This is a genomic window from uncultured Tateyamaria sp. (assembly GCF_947503465.1).
Taxonomy (GTDB): domain Bacteria; phylum Pseudomonadota; class Alphaproteobacteria; order Rhodobacterales; family Rhodobacteraceae; genus Tateyamaria.
Genome location: NZ_CANNDN010000001.1, coordinates 18,048 through 35,456, shown reverse-complemented (window position 1 = coordinate 35,456; position 17,409 = coordinate 18,048). Strand labels below are relative to the sequence as shown.

The following is a 17,409-nucleotide window of genomic DNA, read 5'->3' as shown; positions in this document are numbered from 1 at the left end:
CCAGGACCCTGCGATGAGCGATCCGCTATTACGCCTGTCTTCCCCCCAGCCGGTGACCCGGCCCGCACGTCCCGCCGTTCCGGTGGGGCGTCAATTGGTCAATGCCGGGCTGATCAGCCAGACCGCCCTGCTTGAGGCGCTGACGCAGCAGCACAGGCTCGATGCGCCACTGGGCGAGATCCTGGTGGCCGAAGGCCACGTGGCGCCCGATGACGTGCTTGATGCGCTCGCGGTGCAGCATGACGCAGACCGGGTTGACCTGACCATCGACCCACCCTCGCCCCTGATGGCCCATGCCGTGCCCGCGCATATCTGCCAAAGCTACGGCGTCGTGCCGTGGCGCTGGATTGGCAATACGCTTTTGGTGGCAACGACACGACCCGACCTTGTGCCGGACCTCACCCGCGCGCTGGATCAAGCGCCGTGGTCCGTTCTGCCGGTCATTTCCCCCATTGATCAGATCCATGACAAGATCACCGAACTCTACGGTGCCCGCCTGGCCGAAAAAGCGGCGTGCAAGGTACCGGAGGAGGTCAGTTGCCGCACCTGGGCGCGCAAGGGCAGACAACATACCGCCGTGGCCTGCGTATTGGCGGCCCTGCTGTTGATCGGACTGTGCCTTGCACCGGCCTGGGCTGCGACCATTGCTACCGGATGGGCCGTGGTGACGCTGATCCTGACGACAGGCCTGAAGTTTGCCGCTGTGATCGCGCGCCTTCTGCACCGCCTGCCGGCACAGACCGAACCCGTCTCTGCCGGCCCGCCCGCCCGCTTGCCGCGCGTGTCCGTGATGGTCCCCCTGTTCAAGGAAGAACGGATCGCCGAGGCGCTGATTGCGCGCCTGTCCCGGCTGACCTACCCCAAGGCGCTGCTGGATGTTGTCCTGGTGCTGGAAGCCAAGGACAACGTCACACGCGACACGCTGGCGCGCACCGAATTGCCACAATGGATGCGCGTGATCGAAGTGCCGGATGACGGCACCATCACGACCAAACCGCGCGCGCTCAACTATGCGCTCGACTTTTGCAAAGGCGACATCATAGGCATCTGGGATGCCGAGGATGCGCCGGAACCGGACCAGGTCGAAAAGGTGGTGTCGAAGTTCGAAACCGCCGCGCCGGATGTGGCCTGTCTTCAGGGTATCCTTGATTACTACAACGCACGGCACAACTGGCTCGCCCGTTGTTTCACTATCGAATACGCAAGCTGGTGGCGGCTTGTGCTGCCCGGTGTATCGCGGCTGGGTCTGGTGCTGCCGCTGGGCGGCACAACGCTGTTCTTCCGCCGCGACATCCTGGAACAGCTGGGAGGCTGGGACGCCCACAACGTGACCGAGGACGCGGATCTGGGTCTGCGTCTGGCGCGGCGCGGCTACCGTACCGAATTGATCCCGACCGTCACATATGAAGAAGCGAATTGCCACGCCTGGGCCTGGATCAAACAACGCTCAAGATGGCTGAAGGGCTTTTTCATCACCTACTGCGTGCACATGCGCAGCCCCCGCGCCCTGCTGCGTGATCTGGGGGTCATGCGGTTTCTGGGCATTCAGGCCATGTTTCTGGCGACCGTGTCGCAATTCGCGGCCTTCCCGCTGCTATGGACCTTCTGGTTGCCTGCCGTGGGCCTGCCCCACCCGGTAACCTCCACGCTGGGCACCGGGGTGATCTGGCCGCTTGCGACACTCTTTGTCGTGGCCGAGGTTGTGACCCTTACCATCGGTCTGGTGGCCGTGTCGGACCGCAATCACCGGCACCTGATGCCGTGGGTGATCACCCTGCCCTTCTATTTTTCGTTGGGGGCAGTCGCCAGCTACAAGGCGATCTATGAACTGATCCGCGCGCCGTTCTACTGGGACAAGACACAGCACGGCACCGCAAGCGGCGATGTCATCGACCCCGCCGCGCTGGACTAGGCTTCGTCCCGCCGCGTTTCGGCATCCTGTTTCAGCCGCGTCATGAACGCGACCGAGATATGATCGCGCAGCGCCTGACCCGCCTCGGCTTCGTTCTTTGCCTCGATCGCGCGCACGATGCGATCATGTTCTTCCTGTGCGATGCGCGTGCGCCCCTGCGCCGCCAGCGATGTGGTCGCCATCAACGCCATCGTGCGGTGCACAAGATCCAGCTGTTGCACAAGGTAACGGTTGTGGGACGCCAGGTGGATCTGTGTGTGAAAGCGCCGGTTGGCACGGGACAAGGCCGGCGGATCATTGACCAGTTCGTTGTCCGCCTCGACCATCTCGCGCAGGATACGCACCTCTTCGGCGGTGGCGTGCTGGGCCGCCAGCGACGCGGCCAGCCCCTCCAACTCGCGTCGCACGACATAGAGTTCGGACATCTGGTTGTGATCCAGCGACGCCACGATCAGGCTGCGGCCATCGCGCGACAGCAGCGATTGAGTTTCCAGCCGCTGCAAGGCTTCCCGCACCGGCGTCCGGGAGACGCCAAACCGTTCCGCCAACTCGCTTTCCACCAGCCGGTCACCGGGGCGGTACGTCCCGATGTCGATCGCCTCCAGAATCAAGGAGTACGCATCGGTGTTACTGGGGCGTGGGGCGGGCATGGCATCCTCGCAAGTCATTGAATTTCAACACCGTAGTGCCTGCACCCCTTGCCGCGCAACCCCGACGCTTGCGCAAAGGCGCGCGCGCCCCTATCCACGGCGCCATGCCAGCCCAAGATTTTGCCCATGTACGGACATGGGTCTTTGACCTCGACAACACGCTCTACCCACCCGCCGTACGCCTCTTTGACCAGATCGAGGCGCGAATGACCGCCTATGTCATGGACGCGCTGAAGGTCAGCCGGAACGAGGCGGACAGGCTGCGCGTGCACTATTGGCACACACACGGCACGACGCTGGCGGGGCTGATGCGCGAACACGCGCTCGATCCGCTGCCCTTCCTCGACGATGTGCACAACATCTCCTTTGACCAGCTCACGCCGGATCCTGCGCTCAGGTCCCGGATCGCCACCCTGCCCGGACGCAAGATCGTCTATACCAATGGCTGTGCGCCCTATGCAGAGCGGGTGCTGGACGCGCGGGGCCTGACGGGGCTGTTCGATGCAATCTACGGCGTGGAACATGCCGATTTTCAGCCCAAACCAGACCGGGCCGCGTTTGATCGCGTCTTTGCCCGTGACAATCTGCGGCCCGATATCGCCGCCATGTTCGAGGACGAGGCCCGCAATCTGGCGGTGCCCCATGCGCTGGGGATGAAAACGGTGCATGTGGCACCCGCGCGAGCGGACGGCGATCACATCCATCACCACACCGACAACCTGTCGGACTTTCTGTCGCGGCTGGTGGGGTAGGACAGGATGCCACCTTGGCCCGCGCGCCGGTCGTCATAGGTTTACACGCGACGGAGACATGACATGACCGAGACCTGCGACATCCTGATTTCCGGCGGCGGCATTGCCGGGTTGACTGCGGCGGCGGCGTTCGGCACCGCCGGGTTCCACGTGATCTGCGTGGACCCGGCCCGACCGGTGACGGACCGCGAGGCCGACGGGGCCGACATGCGCACCACCGCCATGTTGCAACCGGCCCGCGCGCTGCTGGACCGGGCCGGGGTTTGGGACGCGCTTGCGCCCTACGGGGCAGCGCTCGAGGTCATGCGCATCGCGGATGCCGCGACGGACACCGGCACGGCGCGCGAAGTAAAGGAATTTCGCGCCTCGGATGTCTCGGACTTGCCCTTCGGGTGGAATTTCCCGAACTGGCGCTTACGGCGCGCATTGACGGAACGGTTGGCCGACCTGCCCAATGTCGACTTTCGCCCTGGCACCGGCACAACCCGCTTTCTGGGCCGCACAACAGAGGCGCGCGTATCCCTGAGTGACGGATCGGCGGTCAGGGCCCGGCTGGTGATTGCAGCGGATGGCCGCGGTTCGCCCATGCGCACCGCCGCCGGTATCGGCGCATCAACCAGGCGCTATGGCCAAAAGGCGCTGGCCTTTGCCGTTACGCACCCGATCCCGCATGAAAACGTCTCGACCGAGGTGCACAGGACCGGGGGGCCCTTCACACTGGTGCCGTTGCCCGATCACGACGGGCTGCCCTGTTCAGCGGTGGTGTGGATGGACGACGGCCCGAAATCAGTGGGCCGCATGACGCTGGATACGCCCGCATTCGAGGCCGAGATGTCCGAACGCAGCTGTCACATCCTCGGGCCACTCACCCTCGCCTCGCGCCGCACGATCTGGCCCATCATCAGCCAGATGGCCGAGCGCCTGACAGGCACTCGACTTGCCCTAATCGCAGAAGCGGCACATGTGGTGCCGCCGATTGGTGCGCAGGGGTTGAACATGTCATTGGCCGACACGGCAACACTTCTGGACCTGGCCCAGGCCCGCCCCGACGCCCTGGGCGATGCGGACATGCTGACCGCCTATCAAAAGGCGCGTTTCAGCGACATCCGGATGCGGGTGACAGGGATCGACCTGCTCAACCGTGCAAGCCAGGCCACGTCCCCCATGGCCCGCGATGCGCGCGCATTCGGCCTGAACGCCCTGCACGAGGTCGCGCCCGTGCGCAAGACACTGATGCAACTGGGCCTCGGCGTGACACGGGCGCATTAGGCAAAGGACATTTCCGCCTTTCGATTGGATCAGAGCACCTGGTCAACGACGCGCTTCAGACGCGCGACAGTCCCGTCCACGTCATAAAGCTTGTCGAGACCGAACAGCCCCAACCGGAAGGTGCGGAAATCAGCGGGTTCATCGCATTGCAGCGGCACACCGGCCGCGATCTGCATGCCTTCAGCAGCAAAGCGCTTGCCCGTCTGGATATCGGGATCGTTGGTGTAACTGACCACGACGCCCGGCGCGCCAAACCCGTCAGCGGCGACGGACGTGACACCCTTGTCCGCCAACAGGGACCGGACAGCATTCCCAAGCGCCCACTGCGCGTCCTTCAGCGTGTCAAACCCATACGCCTGCGTTTCCTTCATCGTATCGCGGAAATCGCGCAGCGCGTCCGTGGGCATCGTGGCGTGGTAGGCATGTCCGCCCCCTTCATACGCCGCCATGATCTGGTGCCACTTCTTGAGGTCGATGGCAAAGCTGTCGGATGTTGTTTCGTCCATCCGCGCAACGGCGCGGTCCGACAGCATCACCAGGCCCGCGCAAGGCGACGCGCTCCACCCCTTTTGCGGGGCCGAGATCAGCACATCCACCCCCTGCGCGCGCATGTCGATCCAGGCACAGCCAGAGGCGATGCAGTCCAGCACCATCAACGCGCCCACGTCGTGCGCCGCTGCGGCCATCGCAGCCACATACGCGTCCGGCAGGATCACACCTGCACTGGTCTCGACATGCGGGGCAAAGACAACATCCGGCTTCTGCTCTCGAATCGTCGCCACAACGTCGTCAATCGGCGCAGGCGCAAAGGGCGACGGTGACGCGTTGCCGGTCTGGCGCGCCTTCAACACGGTGGTGCTGGCGGTCAAGCCCCCGGTTTCAAAGATCTGGGACCAGCGATAGGAAAACCACCCGTTGCGCACCACCAGCACATCCGCACCACGCCCGAACTGACGCGCCACGGCCTCCATCCCGAAGGTGCCGCCACCCGGCACAACCACGACGGCATCGGCGGCATAGACCTCTTTCAACATGGACGAGATGTCGTTCATCACGGCCTGAAAGGCCGCACTCATATGGTTCAGCGACCGGTCCGTGAACACGACGGAAAATTCTTCGAGCCCGCTTGGGTCCACGGTATCTAGCAACGCTGGCATGGTCTCTCCCTTTCACTTTTCACAACCCATACAGACCTGTCCCCGCGGGGACAAAGTCTACTTGGGTATACCACCACGGATAACTGCAATGCGGTGTGCAATTTCGCGCCACTCGGGGACCATCCGCGCCATGGACCAGATATGCACCGGCCTCCAAAGACGACGCCACAGGCCCGGGCGCGCACGAGTGTCCTCGATCCGCCGGATCAACTCCTCTTCGTCAAATCCCGTCCAGTTGCCCGCCGTTGCGTAAAGGTTCCAGATGCATACGGGATAGACCTCTTCCAGCAGGATCCGTTCCAACTCGTCTTCGTCATAGGGCGTCGCGGCAAGTTCCCGTGCCAGACGGTCCATCGAACGGGTCACATCGGTGTCAAGAAACAACTCCGACAGCAAAATCCAGACGCGATTCCGTTGGCTGGGATGCTGCGTCACATCAACGGTCCCGGACGGCGCTCTTCGCTCAGAAGCACGTTGGCCTCAACCTCGCCCGCTCCGGGCAGGGTCATGATCCGACGGCGTAACACCCGCTCGAAATCCGGCAAGTCCCGTGCCACGACGCGCAGACGGTAATCATAAAGACCCAGCACATGTTCGACCGTCTGCACCTCGGGAATGGCCGACACCGCGCGCTCGAAGTCTTCCAGGCTCACCCGCCCCTTTGTCGCCAGCTTGACGCCCAGAAACACGGTCACCCCAAAGCCCAGCTTCCCGGCATCAAGGCTCAGCCTCTGTCCCCGGATCACGCCAGCATCGCGCAACCGCTTGATGCGCCGCCACGCGCTGGGCTGGGACAGGCCGCAAGCCCGCCCAATGGCACCGGCGCCCTGCCCCGCATCTTCGGCAAGCAGACGCAGAATTGCGAAATCCAGATCGTCCAGATCGATCACAGCGGCAGCGCCTCGTCGCTTTTGATCCGCGCCACATGCATCAGCGCCTCGATATCCGCGATATGCGGCAAGGTCAGGATGCGGCTGCGGTAAAGGTGCTGGTAATGCGACATATCCCGCGCAATCACGGACAGACGCACATCAACCCGCCCCAGAAAGGTCTGGATCTCTATCACCTCGGGCACATCGCGCGCCGCTTCGATGAAATCGTCAAAGGCCCGCGCCTGCGTCTTGTCCAGCGTCACACGCAGCGACACCTCGACCGCATAGCCCAGGGCTGCCCAGTCAATGACCGCCTGCACCGACCTGACCACCCCTGCCTCGTGCAGCCTGGCCTGTCGCCGCGCCAACTGGCCGGAACTCAGCCGCGCCCGCTCCGCCAATTCGGCCGGTGCCAGCGACGGGTCCGCCTGCCATTGCCGCAAGATACGGCGATCCACATCATCAAGCATGATTTATCTGCATATTTGAAGAACAATGAATGACTTATCCTTCATTGTTCCAAAAATATGCAAAACACAACACTGATTGCGCGCGCTGACGCCGCTATACAGCACCCCAGACATTCCAACGGAGAGAAAACCATGCGCGTTTACTACGACCGCGATTGCGACATCAACCTGATCAAGGACATGAACGTGGCCATCCTCGGCTACGGCAGCCAAGGCCACGCCCACGCCCTGAACCTGCGCGACAGCGGCGCCAAGAACGTTGTCGTCGCCCTGCGCGAGGGCTCGGCCTCCATCGCCAAGGCCGAAGGCGAAGGCCTGAAAACCATGGGCATCGCCGAAGCCGCCGCCTGGGCCGACCTGATCATGTTCACCATGCCCGATGAACTGCAGGCCGAAACCTACCGCAAATATGTGCACGACAACATCCGCGAGGGCGCGGCCATCGCGTTCGCGCACGGATTGAACGTGCATTTCGGCCTGATCGAGCCCAAGGAAGGCATCGACGTAGTCATGATGGCGCCCAAGGGCCCCGGCCACACGGTGCGCGGCGAATATGTCAAGGGCGGCGGCGTGCCCTGCCTTGTGGCTGTCGACAACGATGCGTCAGGCCGCGCGCTGGAAATCGGCCTGTCCTACTGCTCCGCCATCGGTGGTGGCCGTTCGGGCATTATCGAGACCAACTTCCGCGAAGAATGTGAAACCGACCTGTTCGGCGAACAGGCTGTTCTGTGCGGTGGCCTCGTGGAACTGATCCGCATGGGGTTCGAGACGCTGGTCGAGGCAGGCTATGCGCCCGAAATGGCCTATTTCGAATGCCTGCACGAGGTGAAGCTGATCGTGGACCTGATCTATGAAGGCGGCATCGCCAACATGAACTACTCGATCTCCAACACGGCGGAGTACGGCGAATACGTCTCCGGACCCCGCGTGCTGCCCTATGACGAGACAAAGGCACGGATGAAAGCGATCCTGACGGACATCCAGACCGGCAAATTCGTGCGTGACTTCATGCAGGAAAACGCGGTCGGCCAACCCTTCTTCAAAGGCACGCGCCGCATCAATGACGAGCACCAGATCGAAGCGACAGGTGAAACCCTGCGCGGCATGATGCCGTGGATTTCAGCTGGAAAAATGGTCGACAAATCCAAGAACTAAGACCCGTAGGGTGTGCATTCACTGCGCACCATCACCCAACTTCCGGAAAGGCCGCTGCAAAAGCGGCCTTTCCTTTTTCGGACACCAGAACCGCGCGACTGCCCGCATCCCTGCGCATCCACCCCTGATCTTCCATCCGGGTCAGCATGGCGCGCCCCAAAGACCCCGCCAAATGATTGCGCCGCTCTGACCAATCGAGGCACGTCCGACACAACCGCGTCCGCCCCTTTTCCAAACCGACCAGATCAATCCCAAACGCTTCGGCAAAGGCACGCCCGGCCCCCGTCAACGTCGCGTCTTCACCTGTCTCAACAACCAAGCCGCGCCCGATCAGACTGCCATACATCTGCACGCCCATGCGCCCGGCCAGATGGTTGTAACACACGCGCGCCACCTGCATCTGCGCATCGCGTGGCCCGGTACGCACGCGCGTGGCCCCCCGGCGCGCCGCAAGGCCCATCAGCGCCTCAAGCACAGCAGCCACCTCGGCGTCGGCCAGGTGAAAATACTTGTGCCGCCCGGATTTGCGCGGCGTGATCAACGCCGCATCGGTCAGCTTTGACAAATGCCCGCTGGCCGTGGACAGGCCTACGCCCGCTTCCTCCGCCAACTCGGACGCCGTCAGCGCACGGCCATCCATCAACGCCGTCAGGATGTTCGACCGCGCCGGATCTCCGATCAATGCCGCAATCTGGGAAATATCTGGGCCTTCTTTCATAGTTCGACCGTAGCCGAAGTATTCCCGCGCGTCAAAGTGCTATGAACACGCATCGTTGAAAGGATCATTCATGCTGACCTGCATCATCCAGTACCAGATCGACCCGACAAAACGCGCCGCCTTTGCTGAATATGGGGCCCGCTGGGGCCAGTGCATCCCGCGCTGCGGCGCGGACCTCGTGGGATATTATGCACCCCACGAAGGGTCCTCCACCCTCGCCTATGGCATCTATCACATTGAAAACCTTGCCGCTTATGAAACCTACCGCGCCCGCCTCGCCCAAGATCCATTGGGGCGCGAAAATTACCTGTTTGCACAATCCGAGAAATTCATACTCAAGGAAGACAGGACATGGCTCACCAATGTTTCGACACCGCAGGGAGGTTCCACATGATCGCAGTCATCTTCGAGGTCTGGCCCAAGGACGGGCACCGCACCCCCTACCTGAACCGGGCCGCGACGCTCAAGGACCACCTCGGCGAGATCCCCGGCTTCATTTCGGTCGAACGGTTCGAAAGCCTGATGGAGCCCGGCAAGCTGCTGTCCCTGTCGTTCTGGGAGGACGAGGCGGCGCTGGAACAGTGGCGCAAGCTGCCCGAACACCGCGATGCGCAAAGCGCGGGCCGCGACATCCATTTCGACGACTACCGCCTGCGCGTGGCAGGCGTGATCCGCGACTACGGCATGACGGAACGGGATCAGGCCCCCGCCGACAGCAAGGCCCTGCATGACAGATAGCCCCACGATCACGGCAAAAAGCTGGCTGATGGTCGCCATTCTGGGTGTCACCTGGGGTGGTACGTTTCTGGTCACAGAAATCGCGCTCAGGGGCATCACTCCGTTCTGGCTGGCCGCCGGGCGCATCTGCTTTGCAGCCGTCCTGATGGTGGCGATCTGGCGCGCATTGGGGCCAAAGCTGTTTGAACGCCGCGCAAATGCGGACACCTGGGCGGCGTTGATTGCCATCGGCGCCTTCAGTTCGGCCATCCCGTTCATCCTGCTGGCGTGGGGACAACAATATGTCACATCGGGCTTTGCCGGTGTCTCGATGGCGTCGGTTGCGCTTATTGTGCTGCCACTTTCGCATTTCTTCGTGCCGGGCGAACGAATGACCTGGCGGCGCACGCTGGGCTTTGTGATCGGCTTTGTCGGCGTGTGTATCCTGATCGGCGGTCAGGCGTTCGAGGCCAGCGGCGCGCAGCTGGAAACCGCAGGTCGGATCGCCTGTATCGGCGCGGCCAGCTGCTATGGCGTCTCGTCGATCCTGATGCGGCGGCTGCCAGCGGTTGACCCGATCGGCCTGTCGACCATCCTGTTGCTGATCGCCGCCTGCATCGTGCTGCCCGCGGCCTGGATCGTCGAAGGGCCACCGCCCCTGCCCGACACGCAAACCCTTGTCGTCATTGCTGGTCTCGGGCTGATCCCCACGGCGGCGGCGAACATGTTGCGGGTTCTTGTCATCCGCAGCGCGGGCCCGGTGTTCATGTCGATCACCAATTACCAGGTGCCGGTCTGGTCCGTGCTCATGGGTGCCGTCCTTCTGGACGAACCGCTCCCGTCCAGCCTCTTGCTGGCCATGGCCCTGATCCTGACTGGCGTCGGCCTCAGCCAATACGGCGCGCTGCGCAGGCTCTTCGCGCGCTAGGTCCAGGCTTCACTTGGCTTGAAATACTCCCCCCGGAGGGTCCGTCAGCCTCGCGGCGCGACAGCCGCCTCGACAGCACGGACCACATGGTCCACGCTGGCATTCAGCACCGCCTCATCCTCGCTTTCCGCCATCACCCGGATCAGCGGCTCGGTCCCCGACTTGCGGATCAGCAGGCGACCGTTGCCGTTCAACTGGTCTTCGGCCTCGGAAATTGCAGCCTGCACGGTCTCCATCTCCAGCGGAGCCTGGCCGGCGGAAAAACGCACATTCTTCAAAAGCTGCGGCACCGGGTCGAACACGTGCAGGACCTCGCTTGCACGTTTGCCGGATTGCACCAACTCGGCCAGAAACTGCAATCCGGCCATCAAGCCGTCACCGGTCGTGGCATAATCCGTCATCACGATGTGACCCGACTGTTCGCCGCCCAGGTTAAAATCGCCCTGGCGCATGCGTTCCACGACATAGCGGTCGCCGACGCCGGTGCGTTCCAGACGCACACCATGACCTTGCAGGAACCGCTCGAGCCCCAGGTTCGACATCACCGTCGCCACAAGCGCGTTGTTTTTCAAGCGCCCCTCGGATGCCCAACGGGCCGCCATCAGCCCCATGAACTGATCGCCGTTGCCGACACGGCCCTTTTCATCCAGCAAGATCACCCGGTCCGCGTCCCCGTCCAGACAGATGCCGACATCGGCCCCATGGGCCACAACCGCTTCGGCGGCGGTTTGCGGATGCATTGACCCGCAGCCTTCGTTGATATTGTGCCCGTTGGGCGACACGCCAACAGGGATCACCGTGGCCCCCAATTCCCACAGCGCCTCGGGCGCCACGCGGTAAGCGGCGCCATTGGCGCAGTCCACAACCACCTTCAGACCATCCAGGCGCATCTGGCGTGGGAAAGAGGATTTCACCCGCTCCACATAACGGAACCGACCGTCATCAATCCGCTTGGCGCGCCCGATTGTCCCCGCGGGGACAGGCTCAACCCCTTGAGAAACAAGGTTTTCAATTTCGGCTTCCGCCGCATCGCTCAGCTTGTACCCGTCGGGACCGAAGAACTTGATACCGTTGTCATGGGCCGGGTTGTGGCTGGCTGAAATCATCACGCCAAGGTCGGCCCGCATGGACCGGGTCAGCAGGCCGACGGCGGGCGTCGGCACGGGCCCCAGCAGCAGAACATTCATGCCCGTACTGGTCAGGCCCGCCGTCAGCGCGTTCTCGAACATATAGCCCGACAGGCGGGTGTCCTTGCCAATGACGACGCGGTGCACACCGGCACTGTCCCTGCGAAAGTACCGCCCCACTGCCGCGCCGATACGCAGCGCCATCTCGGCCGTCATGGGGGCAAGGTTGGCCGTGCCCCGGACGCCGTCCGTCCCGAAAAGCTTTTTCATGTCAGCGATGTGCCACAGAGGCGCGCCAAAGCGCAATGGCCTGCGCATGATCGGCAACGTCATGCGCACGGATGATCTGGACGCCCTGTGCCAAGGCGGCAAGGGCCACCGCCACTGACCCGGGGGCCCGCGCCGATGCCTCGGGCGCGTTGCCGATGGTGCCGATGAACCGCTTGCGCGACGCCCCCAGAAGGATCGGCACGCCCAGGCTGTGAAACAGGCTGATGCGGTTCAGCAGGGCAAGGTTGTGGTCCAACGTCTTGCCAAAACCGATGCCCGGATCGGCAATGATGTTTGCTTTGGCGATGCCAGCGGCTTGCAGCAGTTCCATCCGCTCCGCCAGGAAGTCATAAACATCCAGCAGCACATCATCATAGGTCGGATTGTCTTGCATCGTCTGCGGATCACCCTGCGCATGCATCACACACACAGGGACACCGCGCGCGGCGCACAGCGGTGCGAGTTCCGTATCATGGGTGAAGCCGGACACGTCATTGACCACCGTGGCGCCGGCATCCAGCGCCGCCTTTGCCACAGCAGCCTTGCGCGTGTCGATCGAGATCGGCGCGGTCACACCCGCCGCCCGCAGGACACGGATCACAGGCGCGGTGCGCGCGATTTCTTCCTTGACCTCAACGACATGCGCGCCGGGCCGCGTGCTCTCTCCGCCGATATCAAGACTGTCGGCGCCCTGCGCGATCAGACGTTGCCCATGGGCAACGGCATCGGCCCGCGCGTTGTGCTGGCCCCCGTCGGAAAAGCTGTCGGGCGTTGTGTTCAGGATGCCCATGATCCGCGGTGCGCCCCAGTCGCGGTCGAACGGCGCAAGCTCTTCTGCGGTCAGAGCCGAAACCGACAGAACATGCGGATCTTCGGTGCGCGACAGCACCTCCACATGGCTGAACCAGCACCCACCGCAGGTCACGGCACCGGCGGGCCGCGCTGGCCCCACCTGCATCAAGGGCCGGATATAGCGCATCAGAGCGTGGCCTGATCCACCGGGACCGCGCGCAGGGCAACGGGCGCGTCCGTGGGGCCGTCGTCACCGATGACCAGCATCTCCAGCACGTCGAACGTGGCCGCGAACCACGACGCCAAAGCGACCGCATCCGCCCCCTTGGCTGACGGGCCGTCGACCGCGTCAAGCACGATCTTGGACGGGGCCCAGACACAGGCCTGCCCGTTGCGCATTGCCCAATCCAGTTCCGTCCGTGTGTCCACCACCTTGCAGCGGGCATCGCGGGCGGCCAGCACCCAGGCGTTTTGTTCGATGGCCAGCAAGTCGATGCGCCGTTGCGCCAGCGGATGGCTCGCCTGTGGTGCGTCGATTGCGGCGGGCCCGACGCAAAAGATCAGCGGCCGGCCCATGTTCTCAAGCTGGTCGATCCAGCCGCTCAGATGGTCCGAAGCGATCGCGTCGTTGGACAGATACACCAGTTCGGGGTGCATCACGTCCTCTTCCATGTCCTCCACGGCGACGGGCCGGGCGGTGCCACGGCTGCGCACAATCTCGACCCCCAGCGCACCTGGACCACGGTCCAGCTTTTCGATGCGGACAAAGACGCGCATCGCCTGCGGTTCCATCAGGATACGGTCGGCGACGCGTTCGGACAGCGTTTCCAGCAGGTTCAGACGTTCGGCGGCCAACTCGTAAGCGATGGCCTCGGTCACCTTGTCATAGGACAGGATGCGGTCCACGTCGTCATCGATGGGACCGGTGAGCGGGCGCACCTCGACCACGATGTTGAAGCAGATACGCTGCGTCACCCCACGTTCGGCCTGGAACGCGCCGATCTCGACTTCGACAATGTGGTCACGGACCGAAATGCGGTCAAGCGGGGCGGATGTCGCCGTTGCCTCGGACCGTTCAGAGGGGTGGGAGAAGGCAAGACGGATTTCAGACGCCATGGAGCAGGGCCTTTGGATGGAAAAGTTGCGCCCTTCTACCCAAGCTGTCCCCGCGGGGACAGGGCCAAAGACGCCGCCCCCGGGCCTGAAAACGTCAGTTCGATGCGGTGCGGAAGGTGTGACGGTAAAATACGTGCACGCCGATGGCCGCCGTCTTGGTGTACACCCGGGCCCACTGCGGGCGCACCGCCGTGGTGTGATAGTGCGTAGCCCCCTTGGTCAGGTCGGGCGCACGACCATCCAGCACCGCGCGGGCCACTTTGGACACGCGTTCGAAGGCGCGGGGTTCATGGATGGTTTCGGGATTTCCGTCACAGGTATAGGTGAACTGGCATTGATACCGTTTGCCGGTGCCCTGGTTGATCACGCCGCAGACATTGTCGGGGAAACGGGCGCTACGCACACGGTTCATGATGACTTCGGCCACGGCAAACTGCCCTTTGACCGTCTCTCCGCGTGCTTCGAAGTAGAGCGCTTCGCTGAGGCATTTCCAGTGAGCGCCGCCCTTGGCCTTGGGTTGGGCATCCACCCAGCTTCGGGAAAAGGACACGTCGGTGGCAAGATTGGGTTCGCTCAGCAGCCCCTCGAGCCGGGCTTGGGACACTCCGCGCAACCCACGTGTTTCGGCTTTGCGCAACGCGTCGCCCGTGGCAGCCGTGTCGTCGCCATCCGCCGCGGCAAGTTGAGTGCCAGTCAGCATGCAGCACGCCAACATCGCCTTTACCAAAAGTCGCATAGATCACCCCAGGATCGTTTCCGATCCGCGCCATTTAGGGAAAATTCGACATGTCGTCCAGTTTTTGGGCGTTTTGGTCGCACATGCCCGCTATGCACAGGCGAGATACGGCTTGTGGATAACCCTTAGATACTGTGGCGTACGGTGGGCGCTGCTACCCGATTTTGTGGGCAATTGCCAGTTGAGCGGAAGCCAGCCGAGCCACCGGAACCCGGAACGGAGAGCAGGACACATAGTCGAATCCGGCATTTCGGCAGAAGGCAATTGATTCGGGATTGCCGCCATGTTCGCCGCACATGGACAGGGTGATGTTGGGCCGCGCCGCCCGTCCGCGTTCCGATCCCAGGCGCAGCAACTCGCCCACGCCGTCGATATCAAGTGAATGGAACGGGTCCTCGACAAAGACCTCCTGGCGCACGTAGTCGGACATGAACCGGCCCGCATCGTCGCGCGACAGACCATAGGTCATCTGTGTCAGGTCGTTGGTGCCGAAGGACAGAAAGCTGCAGTGCTGGGCGATATCACCTGCCCGCAACGCAGCCCGGGGCGTTTCGACCATGACGCCGAGGTGATAGTCGAACTCGGCCCCCTTTTCGGCGGCGACCGCAGCGGCGATGGCATCGACGCGCGAGCGCACCAGTTCCACCTCGCGCTTGGCGCTGACCAGCGGGATCATGATCTCGGGCACCACCGGCGCGCCATCGCGGCCCGCATCCAAGGCCGCCTCGAAAATGGCGCGGGCCTGCATTTCGTAAATTTCGGGCACGGTGACGCCCAACCGGACACCGCGCAGGCCCAGCATCGGGTTGTATTCGGCCATCGCCTCGATCCGGCGGGTCACGTCCGACAGGGGCAGGTTCAGCGCGTCGGCCAATTCGTTCTGGCCGGTCCGGTCCGTGGGCAGGAATTCGTGCAGGGGCGGGTCGAACAGGCGGATGCAGACCGGTTTGCCCTGCATGATCTTGAACAGCTGAATGAAATCGGCCCGTTGCATCGGCAGCAGCCGTTCCAGCACCGCGCGCCGGTCGTCGCTGGTGGCGGCAAAGATCATTTCGCGCATCACGGTCAGGCGGCCCGGTTCAAAGAACATGTGTTCCGTCCGGCACAGGCCAATGCCCTGCGCGTTGAAATTGCTGGCGGTCTGGGCGTCGGCGGGCGTGTCGGCATTGGCGCGGATGCCGATGTCACGTTCTGCATCGGCCCAGTCCATCAGGTCGGTGAACGCGTCATCCAGGGCCGCTTCCTGCATGGCAGGCGCGCCCAGCAGGATCGTGCCATTGGTGCCGTCCACGGTGACGATGTCACCGGCCGATACAGTCCGCCCGTCCTTGGTGGTCAGCAGGCCATTTCGGGTCTGGAACCGCATGTCGCTGACCCCCACAACGCAGGGCAGCCCGATGCCGCGCCCGATGACGGCGGCGTGGCTGGTGATGCCGCCCCGTTCGGTGATCACGGCCTTGGCGGCGTGCATGCCCCGGATATCCTCGGGCGAGGTTTCGCGGCGCACCAGAATGCAGTCTTCGTTTCGGGCCGCACTGGCCTGGGCTTCATTGGCGGAAAACACGAGGCGGCCCGTGGCGGCACCGGGGCTGGCGGCAATGCCGGTGGCCAGCAGGTCCCGTTTGGCGTGGCGGTCGACCTGACGGTGCAACAGTTCATTGAGTGTGCGTGGTTCGATCCGCATCAGCGCCTCTTGGCGCGGGATGATCCCGTCGCGGGCCAGTTGCACGGCGATGCGGACCGCCGCGCGAGAGGACCGCGCCACGCGCACGCCGTCAAGGATGTGCAGATGCCCGTTTTCAATGGTGAATTCGACCTGCATTTCCTCGCGCAGCCTGGTGCGCATCAGGCGGGCATGATCCACAAGCTGGGCAAAGGCGTCGGGCACCTGATCCTCGAGCGAGGGGCCGCGCGGATCGCGGGTGATATAGAGGCTCTTGGCGTCGCTGCGCAGCGCATCACGCCCCTGGCTTTGGCGCAGGTAGCGCCCGGTGATCTGCGGCATCCCGGTCTTCGACGACACCAGTTGCAGGACACCCGCCCCGCTTTCGCCCTGCCCCACGCCAAAGGCCATCTGTTGCACCACCAGGCCCAGACCCGCATCCGCGGGTGCGCCCTTGGCCTGGCGCAGCAGGCGGGCAGAGGTACCTTCCCAGGCGCGGGCCATGGATTTCAAAACACCAGCCAGCTGTTCGGCGCGGGTGGCCGGGAACGGGAACTCTGTCTCGTTTTCATAGGCTTCAAGCGTTTGTTGCAGGGCGTACGGCCCCTCGCCAGTCACATCGTCAAACATGTCGGGATCAAGCCGGTCCACATGGATGGCATAGCTTTGCACGAAGCGGGTGAACAATGCGGCTGCCGCATCGGTGCCCAGCGTCGCGCACAGCGCTTCGAACCGGGTGTCGTTCATGCCGATATTGAGGATCGCGGACGGGCCACCCCAATCCGGGTCCTCGGAGGACGGGCGCACGCACAACAGCGCCTCGGCCGGGAACTGGTCGAGAATCGCTGGAATATCAGGCAGGTGGCCCTTGGCGATGTCATGCACGGCGTCAAAGGACAGGGCCACGGTGGGCGGAACCGGCAGGTCAAGCCGGGTCAGACGCTGCAGGCATTTCGCACGCCCGCCATGGGAGTCCGTGGCGATGGGCGCGGTGGGTGTCACCAGGGTTGTATGCGGGTTATTCTGCACTGCGGCGATCCTTTCGCCCGGCACCATAGCCGTTGGCATGGGTGTGGCAAGGGGCTTACGTGGTCTGGCGTGAGGT

General features: G+C 63.6%; 18 protein-coding genes. 7 read left to right on the top strand and 11 right to left on the bottom strand.

The genetic code is table 11. The annotated features are described in order from the left end of the window. The first annotated feature begins 13 nt into the window (after positions 1-13). Entirely contained in the window at positions 14-1,912 is a 1,899-nt protein-coding gene (locus Q0844_RS00175; RefSeq protein ID WP_299040900.1) for a glycosyltransferase, read from the top strand. Here the strand turns inward: Q0844_RS00175 and Q0844_RS00170 are convergent. Continuing rightward, on the bottom strand, positions 1,909-2,562 hold the full coding sequence (locus tag Q0844_RS00170) for a GntR family transcriptional regulator (RefSeq protein ID WP_299040898.1): 654 nt from the start codon (positions 2,560-2,562) through the stop codon (positions 1,909-1,911). The genes Q0844_RS00175 and Q0844_RS00170 overlap by 4 nt on opposite strands. Before the next feature lie 104 nt (positions 2,563-2,666). Between Q0844_RS00170 and Q0844_RS00165 the strand changes: the two genes are divergently transcribed. Both Q0844_RS00165 and Q0844_RS00160 read left to right on the top strand, forming a co-directional pair. Continuing rightward, complete coding sequence (locus Q0844_RS00165; protein WP_299040896.1) at positions 2,667-3,314, top strand: pyrimidine 5'-nucleotidase; 648 nt, start codon at positions 2,667-2,669, stop codon at positions 3,312-3,314. A 63-nt stretch (positions 3,315-3,377) separates the two neighbouring features. Continuing rightward, positions 3,378-4,583, top strand: coding sequence for a UbiH/UbiF family hydroxylase (locus tag Q0844_RS00160; protein ID WP_299040895.1), 1,206 nt, complete (start codon positions 3,378-3,380; stop codon positions 4,581-4,583). 29 nt (positions 4,584-4,612) lie between these two features. Here the strand turns inward: Q0844_RS00160 and Q0844_RS00155 are convergent, their stop codons facing one another. From Q0844_RS00155 to Q0844_RS00140, 4 genes are read right to left on the bottom strand one after another with little or no spacing between them, the layout of a single operon-like run. Then, the gene (locus Q0844_RS00155) at positions 4,613-5,740 is read right to left on the bottom strand and encodes an aminotransferase class V-fold PLP-dependent enzyme (protein ID WP_299040893.1); all 1,128 of its coding nucleotides are present in this window, start codon (positions 5,738-5,740) and stop codon (positions 4,613-4,615) included. Positions 5,741-5,797: 57 nt separating this feature from the next. Continuing rightward, complete coding sequence (locus tag Q0844_RS00150) at positions 5,798-6,124, bottom strand: hypothetical protein (RefSeq protein ID WP_299040891.1); 327 nt, start codon at positions 6,122-6,124, stop codon at positions 5,798-5,800. A 47-nt stretch (positions 6,125-6,171) separates the two neighbouring features. Continuing rightward, the gene (locus Q0844_RS00145; protein ID WP_299040889.1) at positions 6,172-6,630 is read right to left on the bottom strand and encodes an Lrp/AsnC family transcriptional regulator; all 459 of its coding nucleotides are present in this window, start codon (positions 6,628-6,630) and stop codon (positions 6,172-6,174) included. Beyond that, positions 6,627-7,082 (bottom strand): Lrp/AsnC family transcriptional regulator, encoded by a 456-nt coding sequence (locus tag Q0844_RS00140; protein WP_299040887.1) that lies wholly within the window; start codon positions 7,080-7,082, stop codon positions 6,627-6,629. The genes Q0844_RS00145 and Q0844_RS00140 overlap by 4 nt, the downstream gene beginning before the upstream one ends. 132 nt (positions 7,083-7,214) lie before the next feature. Here Q0844_RS00140 and ilvC point away from each other — a divergent pair, with 132 nt between their 5' ends. Then, positions 7,215-8,237, top strand: a complete 1,023-nt coding sequence (gene ilvC / locus Q0844_RS00135) for a ketol-acid reductoisomerase (RefSeq protein WP_299040886.1) — start codon at positions 7,215-7,217, stop codon at positions 8,235-8,237. A gap of 31 nt (positions 8,238-8,268) precedes the next feature. Here ilvC and Q0844_RS00130 read toward each other — a convergent pair whose 3' ends face one another. After that, positions 8,269-8,955 carry a winged helix-turn-helix domain-containing protein gene (locus Q0844_RS00130; protein ID WP_299040884.1) on the bottom strand — a complete coding sequence of 229 codons (687 nt, stop codon included), beginning with the start codon at positions 8,953-8,955 and terminating at the stop codon, positions 8,269-8,271. A 70-nt stretch (positions 8,956-9,025) separates the two neighbouring features. Here Q0844_RS00130 and Q0844_RS00125 point away from each other — a divergent pair, with 70 nt between their 5' ends. Genes Q0844_RS00125 through Q0844_RS00115 form a run of 3 tightly spaced genes read left to right on the top strand, consistent with a single transcriptional unit; the run spans position 9,026 to position 10,600 of the window. Continuing rightward, positions 9,026-9,349, top strand: coding sequence for an NIPSNAP family protein (locus tag Q0844_RS00125; protein WP_299040882.1), 324 nt, complete (start codon positions 9,026-9,028; stop codon positions 9,347-9,349). Then, on the top strand, positions 9,346-9,693 hold the full coding sequence (locus Q0844_RS00120) for an antibiotic biosynthesis monooxygenase (RefSeq protein ID WP_299040880.1): 348 nt from the start codon (positions 9,346-9,348) through the stop codon (positions 9,691-9,693). Before Q0844_RS00125 ends, Q0844_RS00120 begins: the two co-directional genes overlap by 4 nt. After that, entirely contained in the window at positions 9,683-10,600 is a 918-nt protein-coding gene (locus Q0844_RS00115) for a DMT family transporter (protein WP_299040878.1), read from the top strand. Before Q0844_RS00120 ends, Q0844_RS00115 begins: the two co-directional genes overlap by 11 nt. 44 nt (positions 10,601-10,644) lie before the next feature. Here Q0844_RS00115 and glmM read toward each other — a convergent pair whose 3' ends face one another. The 5 genes from glmM to Q0844_RS00090 form a co-directional block, all read right to left on the bottom strand. Continuing rightward, positions 10,645-11,997: a phosphoglucosamine mutase gene (gene glmM / locus Q0844_RS00110; RefSeq protein ID WP_299040877.1), complete on the bottom strand. Its 1,353-nt coding sequence runs from the start codon at positions 11,995-11,997 to the stop codon at positions 10,645-10,647. A gap of 1 nt (position 11,998) precedes the next feature. Continuing rightward, on the bottom strand, positions 11,999-12,976 hold the full coding sequence (folP, locus tag Q0844_RS00105) for a dihydropteroate synthase (protein ID WP_299040876.1): 978 nt from the start codon (positions 12,974-12,976) through the stop codon (positions 11,999-12,001). Next, positions 12,976-13,905, bottom strand: coding sequence for a dihydroneopterin aldolase (locus tag Q0844_RS00100; RefSeq protein ID WP_299040875.1), 930 nt, complete (start codon positions 13,903-13,905; stop codon positions 12,976-12,978). The genes folP and Q0844_RS00100 overlap by 1 nt, the downstream gene beginning before the upstream one ends. 94 nt (positions 13,906-13,999) lie before the next feature. After that, positions 14,000-14,605 (bottom strand): cell wall hydrolase, encoded by a 606-nt coding sequence (locus tag Q0844_RS00095; RefSeq protein WP_299040874.1) that lies wholly within the window; start codon positions 14,603-14,605, stop codon positions 14,000-14,002. Positions 14,606-14,795: 190 nt separating this feature from the next. Further along, positions 14,796-17,372 (bottom strand): putative PEP-binding protein, encoded by a 2,577-nt coding sequence (locus Q0844_RS00090; protein WP_299040873.1) that lies wholly within the window; start codon positions 17,370-17,372, stop codon positions 14,796-14,798. Positions 17,373-17,409: the final 37 nt, after the last annotated feature.